The organism is Puniceicoccaceae bacterium (genome assembly GCA_040224245.1).
Taxonomy (GTDB): domain Bacteria; phylum Verrucomicrobiota; class Verrucomicrobiia; order Opitutales; family JAFGAQ01; genus JAKSBQ01.
The window spans coordinates 20,593-33,879 of record JBEGIR010000074.1 but is presented as its reverse complement, the minus strand read 5'-3'; the positions used below and the strand labels follow the sequence as shown (position 1 = coordinate 33,879).

At 55.9% G+C, this 13,287-nt stretch carries 11 protein-coding genes; 3 read left to right on the top strand and 8 right to left on the bottom strand.

Annotated features, from left to right (window positions below):
* Positions 1-10: 10 nt before the first annotated feature.
* The 3 genes from ABQ298_12755 (at position 11) to ABQ298_12745 (ending at position 5,532) form a co-directional block, all read left to right on the top strand.
* Complete coding sequence (locus ABQ298_12755) at positions 11-3,121, top strand: efflux RND transporter permease subunit (GenBank protein MEQ9825246.1); 3,111 nt, start codon at positions 11-13, stop codon at positions 3,119-3,121.
* 51 nt (positions 3,122-3,172) lie between these two features.
* Positions 3,173-4,489: a TolC family protein gene (locus tag ABQ298_12750; GenBank protein ID MEQ9825245.1), complete on the top strand. Its 1,317-nt coding sequence runs from the start codon at positions 3,173-3,175 to the stop codon at positions 4,487-4,489.
* Between the two features lie 230 nt (positions 4,490-4,719).
* Positions 4,720-5,532, top strand: coding sequence for a hypothetical protein (locus tag ABQ298_12745; GenBank protein ID MEQ9825244.1), 813 nt, complete (start codon positions 4,720-4,722; stop codon positions 5,530-5,532).
* Positions 5,533-5,576: 44 nt separating this feature from the next.
* Here ABQ298_12745 and ABQ298_12740 read toward each other — a convergent pair whose 3' ends face one another.
* The 8 genes from ABQ298_12740 to ABQ298_12705 all read right to left on the bottom strand — a co-directional run bounded on the left by ABQ298_12740 (position 5,577) and on the right by ABQ298_12705 (position 13,284).
* Positions 5,577-6,350, bottom strand: coding sequence for a hypothetical protein (locus ABQ298_12740; GenBank protein MEQ9825243.1), 774 nt, complete (start codon positions 6,348-6,350; stop codon positions 5,577-5,579).
* 220 nt (positions 6,351-6,570) lie between these two features.
* Positions 6,571-7,935 carry a class I adenylate-forming enzyme family protein gene (locus ABQ298_12735; GenBank protein MEQ9825242.1) on the bottom strand — a complete coding sequence of 455 codons (1,365 nt, stop codon included), beginning with the start codon at positions 7,933-7,935 and terminating at the stop codon, positions 6,571-6,573.
* A complete protein-coding gene (locus ABQ298_12730; protein ID MEQ9825241.1) occupies positions 7,932-8,366 on the bottom strand; it encodes a hypothetical protein in 435 nt (144 codons plus the stop codon). Before ABQ298_12730 ends, ABQ298_12735 begins: the two co-directional genes overlap by 4 nt.
* Positions 8,350-10,668 carry an MMPL family transporter gene (locus ABQ298_12725; GenBank protein ID MEQ9825240.1) on the bottom strand — a complete coding sequence of 773 codons (2,319 nt, stop codon included), beginning with the start codon at positions 10,666-10,668 and terminating at the stop codon, positions 8,350-8,352. Before ABQ298_12725 ends, ABQ298_12730 begins: the two co-directional genes overlap by 17 nt.
* Positions 10,669-10,707: 39 nt before the next feature.
* Entirely contained in the window at positions 10,708-11,379 is a 672-nt protein-coding gene (locus ABQ298_12720) for a hypothetical protein (protein MEQ9825239.1), read from the bottom strand.
* 5 nt (positions 11,380-11,384) lie between these two features.
* Positions 11,385-12,182: a glycosyltransferase family 2 protein gene (locus ABQ298_12715; protein MEQ9825238.1), complete on the bottom strand. Its 798-nt coding sequence runs from the start codon at positions 12,180-12,182 to the stop codon at positions 11,385-11,387.
* Positions 12,179-12,493 carry a hypothetical protein gene (locus ABQ298_12710; GenBank protein MEQ9825237.1) on the bottom strand — a complete coding sequence of 105 codons (315 nt, stop codon included), beginning with the start codon at positions 12,491-12,493 and terminating at the stop codon, positions 12,179-12,181. The genes ABQ298_12715 and ABQ298_12710 overlap by 4 nt, the downstream gene beginning before the upstream one ends.
* Positions 12,490-13,284 carry a lysophospholipid acyltransferase family protein gene (locus ABQ298_12705; protein MEQ9825236.1) on the bottom strand — a complete coding sequence of 265 codons (795 nt, stop codon included), beginning with the start codon at positions 13,282-13,284 and terminating at the stop codon, positions 12,490-12,492. Before ABQ298_12705 ends, ABQ298_12710 begins: the two co-directional genes overlap by 4 nt.
* Positions 13,285-13,287 lie beyond the last annotated feature (3 nt).

Genomic DNA, 13,287 nt, shown 5'->3' with positions numbered 1-13,287 from the left:
GGAACGCAACATGAGTATTCATAAAAAAGCTTTTACGGATGTCTTCATCCGGCGCCCGGTCCTGGCGATTGTGGTCAACCTGATCATCATCATCGCCGGAATTCAGGCGTATCAAACGTTGACTGTGCGCCAATATCCGCGCAATGAAAACGCAGTCATCACCGTCTCCACCATGTACATCGGTGCCGATGCCAACCTGGTAAAGGGTTACATCACTACGCCGGTTGAACGTGCCGTGGCTTCGGCTGACGGAATCGACTACATCGAGTCGAGCAGTTCGCAGAGCATGTCCACCGTAACCGCCGTACTCAAACTGAACTATGACGGGAATAAGGCACTGGCGGAGATCAGTACCAAGGTGGATCAGATCCGTGGCGACCTGCCACCCGAGTCGGAGGTTCCCATCATCACGATTGAAACTGCAGACTCTCAGTTTGCCTCGGCTTACCTGCGGTTTCGGTCTGATATTCTCAACCCGAACGAAGTAACGGACTACCTGACTCGCATCGTGCAACCCCGCCTGACGGCGGTGCAGGGTGTGCAGAAAGCCGATATTCTGGGAGCGCGCACCTTCGCGATGCGCATCTGGCTGAAGCCCGAAAAAATGGCAGCACTGAACATCAGCCCCGCCCAGGTGAGGCAGGCACTGGCAGCCAACAACTATCTGTCCGCCATCGGTCAGACGAAGGGTTCGTTCATCTCGGTCAACCTCACGACCAATACAGACCTGCGCACCGTGGACGAGTTTCGCAACATGGTGATTCGCCAGCAAAACGGGGCTATCGTCAGGCTTGAGGATATTGCGGATGTGGTCCTGGGTGCGGAGTCCTACGATGTGGATGTGCGCTTTTCCGGAGAGGATGCGGTGTTCATGGGGATCTGGGTACTGCCCAGCGCGAATACGCTGGATGTGATCCGGGGGATTCGCACCGAGATGGAAGCGCTGCAACAGGACCTGCCCGTTGGTATGGAAGCGGGCTTTGCCTTCGACTCGACGGAATACATTGAGGATGCGATCAGTGAGGTTTACAAGACCCTCACGGAAACCCTGCTGATTGTCGTCGTGGTCATCTTCCTCTTCCTCGGATCCGTTCGCTCTGTGATCGTGCCGGTGATTTCGATTCCGATCTCTCTGATTGGTGCGGTTTTCCTAATGCAGATGTTTGGCTTCAGCATCAACCTGCTCACCCTGCTCGCCGTTGTGCTCTCGGTGGGATTGGTGGTGGATGACGCCATCGTCGCTGTGGAAAACGTGGAACGCCACCTTGCCATGGGGCAACGACCCATCGCAGCGGCACTTGCCGCAGCGCGCGAGTTGGTCGGACCCATCATTGCGATGACGATCACGCTCGCAGCGGTTTACACGCCGATCGGGTTGCAGGGCGGCCTGACCGGAACCCTCTTCCGCGAGTTTGCGTTTACCCTTGCCGGTGCGGTCCTGATCTCCGGATTTGTGGCACTCACGCTTTCTCCAATGCTTGCCTCACGTATGCTGCGGCAGGATGAAAGTGAACGCGGCTTTGCCGGAGTCATCACGCGTGGTTTTGAGTGGTGGAAACGCCTCTACGCGCGATCACTGGATGTGGTATTGGCCAATCGACCCTTCGTTTATGTAGGCTGGGTGCTCTTGTCTCTGGTGGCCGTGTTGATGTATCAGATGTCCCCGCGCGAACTCGCGCCCGCAGAAGATCAGGGCTTTGTTTTTGGCATTGTGGACACACCACCGAACTCCACCATCGACCAGACCGTTCATTTCACAGAACAAATGTTCGAAGAGTTTGTGGCGACGCCCGAGTTTGAGCGCAGTTTCCAGATCACCATGCCCGCAATGGGGTTTGGGGGTATGGTTCTAAAGCCATGGAACCAGCGTGAACGCTCAACCGCCGAAGTGCTCGCAGATGTGCAGCAGCGTGTCAGCACCGTGCCCGGGGTGAGTGGATTCATGATCAACCCTCCCGCCCTGCCAAGTGGTGGAGGAACCTTCCCTGTGGAACTGGTGATCCTGTCCACTGCAGAACCTGACAAGATCCTCGAGATTGCAAAGGAACTGCAGAGCAAGGCAGCACAGAGCGGCATCTTTGCCTTTCCGCCGCGCATTGACGTGAAATATGACCAGCCCAAGGCGGAGGTCGTGATCGACCGCGACAAGGTGGCCGACCTCGGACTCAACCTGCAGCAGGTTGGAGCAGACCTCTCATCGGCAATGAGTGGAGGATATGTGAACCGCTTCAGCATCGACGGGCGCAGCTACAAGGTCATTCCTCAGGTCAAACGTGAGAATCGCCTGAATCCGGACCAGCTTGAGAACATCTACATCACAGGCCCGGATGGACAGCTCATCGCCCTGAGCACGATCGCTCGCATCGAACAGAGTGTGGACCCACGCTCACTGGTGCGCTTTCAGCAGTTGAACGCGGTGACCCTGTCGGGGATTTCCATCCGCTCACTCGACGAGGCGCTCACCTTCCTTGAGGATGAGGCGGCGAAAATCATGCCTGCAGGCTACTCGCTCGACTACAAGGGAGAGTCCCGACAGCTGCGCAAGGAAGGGGGCAATGCTCAATTCCTCAGCACACTGGGACTCGCGTTTGTGATGATCTTCCTGGTGCTCGCCGCACAGTTCAACTCGTTCCGCGACCCGTTTGTGATTCTGCTGGGATCCGTGCCGCTGGCGATCTTTGGTGCCCTCATTTTCACGGTGCTCAAGATGCCCAATCCGAATATGCCGTTCTGGACCGACTCCTTCACCACCACCTTTAACATCTATACCCAGGTGGGACTGGTTACTCTGGTGGGACTCGTGGCGAAGAACGGTATCCTGATGGTGGAGTTTGCCAACCAGGTGCAGCGGCAGGGCAAGGACAAGCTGACATCGATCCGCGAAGCGTCACAAACACGCTTCCGTCCGATCCTGATGACCAGTTTTGCGACGATCTTCGGGCACCTTCCGCTGACGCTGGTGTCAGGGCCTGGAGCTGAAGCGCGCAATTCAATCGGTCTGGTGATCGTTGGGGGAATGGCGGTCGGTACGTTTTTCACCCTCTTTGTGGTTCCGACGCTCTACATGCTGATCGCGAAAAAACACGTCGAAATTGAAATGGAGGAACCCGTGGCGATCTGATCTGATCGCCCTTGGGGGCTTTCATGAACCCAATATTCAATGCTTTTGAACATGAAAAAACCATTTATTTTCAGTTTGGTGGCGGCCTGCGCGGTGATGACCGTGGCTCGGGCCGACACTCCACCGATCCCGGACCACACCCTCGATTCCATGCTGAGTTACGCGATGGAACACAACTTCCAGATCCAGCAATCGCAGGAGCAGATTCGCGAGCAGGAGGGTCTGATCATTGAATTGAAATCCTCTGTTCTGCCCAACGTGGGTGTGAATGCCAGCTACACGCTCGAGGATGAAAATCTGGTGGTCGGAGGCGTCGCCCCGGGAACGGGTGCCGATAAATTCTGGAGCGTAAGGCTGCAGGTCAATCAGCTGGTGTATTCCGGTGGACAGGTCAGCGCAACGTTGCGCGCACAGAGACTGGCGGAAGAGGCCATTGTTTATGCGCTCAAGTCGACCATCGAACAGGTTGCGTATCAGGTAAGTTTCCGATTCTACGATGCGCTGCTCGCGCGGGATCAGATCCAGGTGGAACAGGAAAACGTGAACTACCTGCAAGAGCAGCTGAAGAATGTCCAGGATCGTTTTGAAGCCAAAACGGTATCTCGCTTTGATGTGCTACAGGCTGAAGTGGAACTGGCAAATGCCCAACCTGCTCTCATCCGTGCGAAGAACAACTATCGCATCGCCATTGATGAACTCTACAGCGTGATCGGTCATCAAAACACGGACATGCTGCCCTACGACGGCAGTGAGATCGAAGGGGAGCTGAACTTTGATCCCATGCCCTATGATCTCGCATCTGCACTGACTGAGGCCATGCAATACCGTCCGGAAGTGCTCCAGTTGGATACGCTGATCGAAGCACGCGAGGCGGGGATTGATATCGCAAAATCGGGATATTATCCAACCGTGTCGGTCTATGGAAACTACGGACTGGAGAAGAATCCGCGCTACGATGCATTCAGTGAGTCCAACGAGGGCTGGGGCGTAGGCATCCAGTCGTCATGGTCCATCTTCGACGGCCGTGCAACCCGAGGAAAACTGATCCAGGCTCGCTCCCAACTGCGGCAGACACAGCTTGATCGCCAGCAATTGCAGCTGACAATTGAGGTGGATGTGCGCCGCGCAGTTTCAGCCCTGCAGGAAGCAGAAGAACTCGCGGGTGCGGCAAACAAGGTCGTCGAACAGGCGAAGGAAGCCCTGCGTCTGGCGGAAGTGCGCTACGAGGCAGGTGCGGCGACCCAGCTCGAGCTGCTGCAATCGCGTGTGGCTCTGACTGAAGCACGCACAAATCTGCTGTCCGCCAACTACAGCTACCTGTTGGCAAAGGCTCAGTACCGCCGTGCTGTCGGAGCGGTGTCGCGGTAACAGGTTGGTATTCGCACAAACGATTTTTCGATTCGCTTCCTCTGCGGTGCACCGGAACTCCGGAAGCTGCAGAATGAACCGTGTCGGAATAGAGAGAAATCAAGGGGATCCCGTTTGGGGTCCCCTTTGTTTTGCATTGAATCCGACCGTAGATTGGCGTAAGCTCGTAAGTCGTTAGGGTCATGCCACCGTTGTGGCCCACCCTGTTCTATCACCCAATCCATCTCCTTATGAAGCAACTTCGCATGGCCCTGTTGGGCTTCCTCATGCTCGCCACCAGCTCCTGGGCAGCACTCACCAATGAAAGCATTATCAAAATGGTTGAGGCTGGTCTTGAAGCGGAAACCATCATCTCCGTCATCGAAAAAGATGCGGGTGACTATGATGTTTCCGTCGATGGTCTCATCGCGCTGAAATCCGCCAACGTGCCGGAATCTGTGATTCAGGCCATGATTCAGGCGGGAGAACCGACCGCAGATGACGCAGCACCTGCAACGTCATCGGCAAGCTCCTATGAAGAGGACTCCGGTGAAAGTACCGCGAGTGTGTCGATCCGCATCCCACCGATTGGCGATGTGGAAGTGGGCGGTGAATACTACACGCGTTTCACCTTTTATTACGAACGTGGCACCTACAAATCGACCAACTACCGACGTGGAACACCGGTACCCATCAATACCCCGGCGCGTCTGGTGAGCGTGGGATCGAAAGAGTTTGTCATCAACGTCAGGGGAGAAAACATCAAGGTGGAGAACATCCCCGAGTATACGGGTGTTTCCACCCCGGAGTTTGCCGCAAAGATGCTCTCGCCTGAGCCAACCCCAATCGATGGTTATGGGAAGCGCATGGCAAGTGACATTCGTTCGGGGACCCTGCGTCTTGGCATGACCAAGGAACAGGCTATCCTCACCCGCGGATATCCGCCCATCCATGAAACCCCGTCCCTCGAAGGCGACCGCTGGGTGTATTGGTCGAGTCGATTCGTGAAACAGACCATCGTGTTCTACGATGGCATTCTGTCCGAAGGTCGCGGCATTAACTGAGTTTCGGATTTCCAGTCACCCGCTCTGCAGACCACAGCAATGACTCAGAGCGGTTGCTGGGTTTCAATCTCCACCAGGAGGTCGGCTCGACAAATATCCGCATGCAGGATGCGAAGGTCGGGATCTTCAATGCGGTGCTTTCCCAGCAGTGACTGGAATGTTTGCAGGTTTCTGGCATCTCTCAGGTAGATGCAGGATTGATCCAGCAGGGGATTTCCACCTGTGGAGTTGGCACCTGTGCGGTTCTTCATGATCGCGATGTTGTCGAGCGTTGTCGCGAGCTGTAGGTCGAGGTTTCCAATGTGCAGACTCTCGTGCCCCTTGATGGATGCTGTTCCCGAAATATAGATGGCGGATTTTCCGTCCCTCTCGACGGTGCTCGCTCGGGAAAAGGAAGGGGATCGCGGCCCATAGCGTGTGGGATACTGATACGCGGGGACCTGATCGGGATTTTCGAAGTGGCGTACAGGCTCGCGCGTAGCGAGGAAGTAGATCACAATCGCACTGCCGGATACCCCGACGGCAGACGCCGAACACATGGGAAGATGATGCCGGGTGAATTGGTGCGAACGCCCCATACAGAAACTCCGGTAATTTTCCATGCCCGAATTCCCAATCTTGTTGATCTGTGGAATATAGTTCCAGATGCGCAGCAGATGGTATGTACCCAGTGCTTGCAGCAGTCCATCATACAGCTTGTTTGCAGTAGCCTCTGGAGTGGATTCAAGCTCCATGCAGGCTGCACCGATCAACGTGCGTTCGTCTTTCAAAAAGTGCCACGGTCCCTGGATTTCACCCCTAAAACGGGGCGAACGCATCCATTCATGTGTGGGCGAACCTTGGAGTATGGGCACGCTTAGGTGCACTTCGAGTCTGTTCCCATGAAAGTGAACACGGGATGAGTCAGCACCGTAGTGTATCACTGCGGTGCTCGTGCTAGTGTCTGTATCAAAGGGTTCCAATGGACGGATAATCAGGCTGGTGAGAATATTGAGAAACGACCAAAACAAGGCGTGAAATTCCCGGTTTGCGAAGGGTTCAGTATTGCAGTTTTTTTCCCTCGGATGCAATCCCCTGCAGAATTGCGCTACGATCCGGTTTGCCGCGGGCTGTCAGTGGCAGGTTGGTGGTGATCCAAATGACTTTGGGGCGCTTCCAGATGGCAAGCTGTGTTTCGACAAACTGGCACAAGGACTCCCATGAAACCGTTCCCACCACGGCAGCCACCACGCGGTGACGTTTCTCATCATAAGCAACAAAAGCTTCATTCACGGCATCGTGTTCGAGTAAAATGCGTTCGATCTGGGCGAGATCCAGACGCTTGCCGTGGTGCTTCACGGTGCGATTGCTGCGCCCCAGCAGGCGGAGCATGCCGGACTCGAGCGACCCGTAGTCAGGCAGAAGTTGCACACCCTGCCCCTTCTCCCTGTTTCGGTTTCCGATTGTGAAAACGGCATCACTTCGCACTCGAATCCTCCCGCGCTTGCTGATCTCGACTGTCACATTGCGCAACGGTGCTCCAACCGCACCGGAGCACACCAGCATGTTCCCCGTGGAGTCATAGGCGATGCCTCCTGTTTCACTCGAACCGTAGAAATTGTGGATGCGCAACCCAAAGCGCGATTCAAAGGCAAGTGCCACTTCAACTGAGAGGGGACTGGCTGCCGAAACCACGAGTCGCAGGGTGGAAGGAAGCTGGCAACTGTCAGAACGGGCGAGAGCCTGTAGAATACCGGGAATCGTCGGCATCACCGTCGCTCTGGAGAGATCGAGTTCCCGGGCGATGATGCCGGGCAGCGGGATGGAATTGAAGACCAGTGCAATGCCCTGCATCACAAAAGGGAAAACCAGACTGCCGAGTCCGTAGGAGTGGCCGAGCGGAATCGTGGCGAACTGGATGTCGGATGCACGAATATCCATGGTTTCGAGAATGTTGCTCGCATCGGCCATCATCTGCTCTTGCATGAAGGGAATGACCTTCGGTGTCGAAGTGCTGCCAGAGGTGACCTTGAACAGATGGACCCCCTGTCGCTTGAGCTGTGGGTGGGTATCATCTCGCAAGTGCTGCAGTCCGCTGCGGGAGAACCAGGCATTGCAGCGCATGTGTGAGAGAATGCGCTCACATTCCGATGCAGTGCTGGTCGCATCGATCGGCAACACCATCGCTCCAGCTCGTAGAACCGCAAGGAAGGAGATCATCCAGTCGATCCGGGATTCCATCTGAATGGCGACGATGCTGGAGGCCGGATCCTTCAAGTTCTGGCAAAGCAAAGCTGCCTGTTCCCGTGACAATGCATCCAGCTCACGAAAACTCAGTTGCTGGTTTTCGGGGAATCCAAGAAGTGCGATGCAATCCCCTTTGCGGGAGACGATGCGCTCCCATCTGGTGAGCAGGGAAGTCATTGCACCTGTATCGTCATTTCCCCTTCCGCAAGTTGCGTTCCCGCCGGGTCCGAAATTGCTCCCGAAAAAAACCACAACCCGCTGTCCCCTTTCATTGTAAGCTGCGCATCAACTTCAAGCAGGGCATCATAGGGGAGATGGGCAGCATGGAATTCGAATGATCGACACTTGAGCAAGCGTCCCTGTGTGATTCCACTTCCGTAGCACTGAATCGCAACCATCACTGCACAAGCCTGGGCCACAATCTCCACTGCCCAGGCAACAGGCACTCCCTCTGCATCCTGGAAGAAGCCGTCATTCACAAAGCGGGTTTCACAGCGAATCGACTCCGCTGCCAGTTTCACAATGCGGTCGAGCAGGACCAGCGGTGGTGTGTGGGGGAGCAGGGATTCGATGGGGTGTTGCTTCCAGGATTCAAGCGTTGGGTTCATGATAGAGGCGTAGATTCCATTCTGTATGCAGCAGCCCGATGCATGCAATGCACAAGACTGTCGTGCCAAGGTCAGCCACTGCGGGAATGTGGCTCAGTGAAAGCGCGCCAAAGGAGGCCATGGTTGTAATGGCAGAAGCGCGAATGGAGATGGGTGAGGCCCCTGAGCGCTTGGCTGCAAAAATGGCGTAATCGAGCGTTAGACAGATGCCGAGTAGCAGTCCGATCAGGTGAAACAAGGTAATTGCCTCTCCGATCAGTGAAAACATCGCCAGCGTGGCCAACACCGCATGCACGGGCACCTGCAGGATGCGGAGGGCCTGGCGCGGTCCGAAGACCAGAAGCACGGCAGCACTGATGACGATCAGGGAAATCTGAAGTGAACCCGCAACCCCGACACGGTAGCTTTGAAAGGCTCGGTTGAGTGCTTTTAACGGTGCGAGTTCGAAACTGTGCTCTGCGGATTCAAACGGCACTGGGACAGCGGACTTCACCCGTGTGGTACCCCAGTAGCTGCCATCGCTTCCATTGACCAGAAAATCCAGTGGATAGGGCAAAGTGCGGGCCAGTTCGCGATAGCGGTCTTCCCATGCCTCCGGGCCGGTGGAAGCGTTCATCGTGCGGTGCCAGCTCTGCCAAAATGCGTCAAATGCATCCGGATCATATCCTCCGAGCTCCATGGATCGACGCAGGCTCTGTTCAAATGCGTCGGCGTGCAGGTTGCGAAAGTTGAGAAATCCCTGCAGCGCACGGCTGTCTGGCAAAATGTTCGCAAGGTGAAAGAGTTTGGCAGCGTTCTCCCCGCCCTCCACTGAGGTTTGCAGTTCTGCCTGTCGGTCAATGACCTGTTGCAGGCTGTTTCCCAGCGTAATCCAGTAACGCGTTCCCACTTCCTGACCCAGAAGGGAACGCAGGGCGGCATCCTGCCGGGGCGCCTGTGTGAGTTCAATCTGGAGATCTTCAATCGAATCACGATGAGTGCTGAGGGTGAGATAAAGGCACAGACATGCCACTGCCACAACCCAGCGCACTGCTTTCCACGCCGGGTGACTCGGGAGGGGCATCGTGTAACCCAGTCGGCGGGACCAGTGCACTTCTCCGTGAAAATCAAACGCAAGCGCGGCGAGCACACTGATCCCCATTGCAAAACCGAGGCCGAGGCTGACAAACACCCCTACCTGTTGAATCGCTGATACCGGATTGCCCAGCAGCACGAGAAAACCAAAGACAGTGGAGAGGCAACTGGTTGCCAGCGGGAGGCGGATCTGGCGCAGGGTGACGCGAAAGCTGGTGGCTCCAAGCTCTTCGCGTTTGAACAGGATGTGAAAGCCGTAATCCACTGCAACGCCAACGAGAATGGAACCGATCACCAGTGCCAGGATGTGCAGGGTGCCCAGCAGTTGCAGGGAAACCACCAGGGCGCAAGACACCGAACTCAGTACCACGCAAACAACGGGGATGAGCAGAATCAGCTTTCTCAGAAAGAGGAATGCGATGGTAAGTGTTAATGCAAGAGAGAGCAGGTTGAGACGGAAAATTTCCGATTGGATACCCGATTTGCTTTCCATCGCATAGCGGTGGAAGCCGGTGTCGAGCAACTGGGCCTGTGATCCGAGTTGCTGAGTGGTCCAGAGCTGCAGCATGTCCAGATCCGCGAGCAGTTGATCTTGCACTCCATCGGCCGTTGGATGGCTGGCAAGTTTTGCAGAAAATGCCAGCGCGCGGGTATGTTGCTGCACCGCAGCAGGCTGGGCGAGCACATCCATGACTCGGGGTAACAGCAGCAACGGATCCTTTGGCAGCATGGCTTCGTAGGCCATGCTCTCGGGCTGGGACAAGAAGGCATCGAGCCGCTGCACGATTGCGTCTGTCAGGGCGTTCATCTGCTCGGCATTCACTGAAGAGGCTGCGGGCAGGTGCTGGGTCAGCCAAAGGGGAAACAGCAGTTCGATTCGATGCTCAAACCACAGCGAAGTCCATTCGGTATCGAGTTGCATCGAGTCCATTGAAGCCACCGAGGCAAAAGAGGGGAGTTGCACGGCAGTTTCCAGAAATGCCTTGCGAAATCCATCCGGAAGCACTGCCTCCCCCGGAAGCACTGCCATTACCACTTCGCGCGAGAGTCGGGTGCGCAACACCTCCTGTGCCTGACGTGTCTCTGCATCCATCGCCGCATCGGAATCGAGCAGATCAAAAATATCGGTTGAAAACGCGTGCTTCCAGTCGGTGCGAAGTGCGAGTGCTGCAACCACGAGCAGGAGCAACGCGAGCAGAATGCGCCACAGGTTACGTGTGGACTTCAAATGCTCAGAATTGCGGGTACCAAAAGCAGGGCGCATGGCTCAAAAATACATCTGCAGGCTGTCAGCGTCGGGTGTCCATGGCTGAGGAAGCGTGTCAAATTCGATGCGCTTCCAGCGGGAGCGCCCATGCTGCAGAAAGATGGACTTCAGTTCCGTCCCCTCTCCCTCAAGGTCAATGGCCAGTACAAAGCGATGCAACTCCCGTGTTTCGGGGATCAGCTCCACCTTCCACCCATCGGGTTTGTCTTCGAGCACGCTCATGGAAAATTGGCGCTGCAGCCGGGTGATATCCAGCGCCAGCAGATCAAGAAAGAGAGAAACCATGGCCCCGGCCTCTTCCGGGGCGACCGTCTCCAGTCCAGACTCGGGTTCGCGGATGCGCAATCCCTGATCATCCAGAATGAACAGGCGATGCACCGGATCGCTGTACTCAATACTGATGGCCCGGTTTTCCAGCAGGCGCAGGGTTCCGTGAAAGATCATGTCCGTCTTGCGCAGCTGGTAGCGGCGCACTTCGCGAAAGGGGATCTGAAAGGTATCGCTTTGCTGCGATTCGCTCAGGGCTTCGAGAATTTCCTGTGCGCTTCGCGGTTCGACGGTCTCGGCATGCACCGGGGGCTTGAGGCACAGGGCCGCAACCAGGACGAGCATTGTCGGCAGGACGAATGTGCTGCGGTGCCAATGCCAAAAATGATGGTGAACGGGAGCCATAAAAATCAGATTGCAAGCTCTCGGGGGTTGTCGCAAGCATGCTTCCATCTGCGAATCAGGGGTGAGAGCGTGTGCTGCTTTTGAAACAGGAATTCGGGAACAAGGCGAAAATGCAGCAGTGTGAGCTTGACGTTATCACGCAGGTAGTGGAAGTGGGATACGCCTCCAGCCTCCGCTGAAAGATAGCGAACCGGGATGGAGACCTGCACGGGCCGAATGCCCAACCAGAACAGGCGCACGGCAATTTCCGGATCAAAATCATAGCCTCTTGCACACTTGGTCTGTTCGAAAGCCTGCAGGAGCGGCTCCAGCGGGTACACGCGAAACCCATACAAGGTGTCACCGAGACCGTAGCCTGCGGACTCGTAGTCCGTCATCGCCAGGGTGAGCTGCCGTCCCATCAGTCGGACCAGTGGTACGCTTTCGTCAAAGACGGGTCGCCCCATGATCAATGCGTCGGATTCGCGTTCTGCCCAGGCTACCAAGTTGGGAAGGTAGGCTGCGGGGTGCTGACCATCGCTGTCCATGTTGATGCCGTGGGTGAATCCGGCCTCAACGGCCAGGCGTGCCCCTTCCAGCAGGGTTGCTCCCTTGCCGCGGTTTTCTGAAAATTCAATCAGCCGAAAGCCAGGAAATTCGGAACTCCAGGTGCGTAAGGGATCCGCCGATCCGTCCGTACTTCCATCCACGAGTACCCAGACGTGATCGTGTCGCCCCAGCGCTTCCCGCACCACCGAAGCAAGAATGCGTCCGGTATTGTAGGATGGGATCAGAACAACCACTTGGCATCGTGAACAGTTCATGTCGACATCGGATAATCCACCTCGACGGAGGCAATGCGCTGTTCACCCCGGTGCAGTTCGAGCGAATAGACATGTTCGCGTCGCTGATAGACCGTGATCGTCACTTCGCAGGGCGGTGGAAGCTCCTGCAAGCATTTGAAATTGCGTATCCGGAAGCGCTCAAGTTTTGGAAGATTGAGTGCTTCGGCCAAGGTTTCAAGCATCCACTTCAGGGAAACAGCACCTGGAACGATGGGGTGACCTTCGAAGTGGCCATGCGTGAACCCGTTGTCGGCATCAACACGAAGGGATTTTTGAATCAGGCAGGTCATGGCTGAAAGCACTGTTGATAGATGGATTCTACTCGGTTCACAAAGGCATCAATGGATTCGCCAGATTCTATGCCCAGCGTTTCAAGGACCTCAAATCGCAAGGTGAACGGCAGTTCCGGAGCACGAATTCCCATTTCCTTCGAAAAGGCGTGAGTAGGATTGTGAATGGCGAAGAGAGTGACGGGCAGTTGTGCGCGCTGCGCGATCAGGGCAAATCCCTTCTTGAAAGTGAACTGCGTGCAGCAGGGATTGCGGGTGCCCTCGGGAAAAACGATGACATGCCCCTGTGTGTTTGCTCGCTCGGCCCCTTTGCGGATGACATCGATGCCCTCGTCGTTGCGCAAGTGTCCACCCATTCGAAGCACATGGGAAAAGATCGGGTTGCGTGCAAGTCCGCTCTTAAAAATGCAAACTGCTTTCGGAAAGAGCGTGTTGAGCACGATCGCATCCATCAGACCCGTGTGATTCGCGATGATCACGCTCGGTCCGACATTTCGGAGCACTTCGGGTGGTGGTCGTTGAATTTTGCAGAGATTGGAAACATCAATCATCCACAGAAAAAACCTTAACAGCCGGGTTCCGATGCGCTGGTGCAATGATCTTCGCCGCTCACAGCCCGGCAGCAGACTCGACAGCAGGCAAAACAGGTTGTAGAGGAAGGTTCCCAAGCCAAACATGGCCAATTCCGTGTAAAAGACGACCAGTTGCAACAAACGCACCATCCCGGATCGGCGCACGGATGTTTGGGACTCAGTTGCAGGAATCGGAACTGTGGGATCAGACTCGCTCATGGT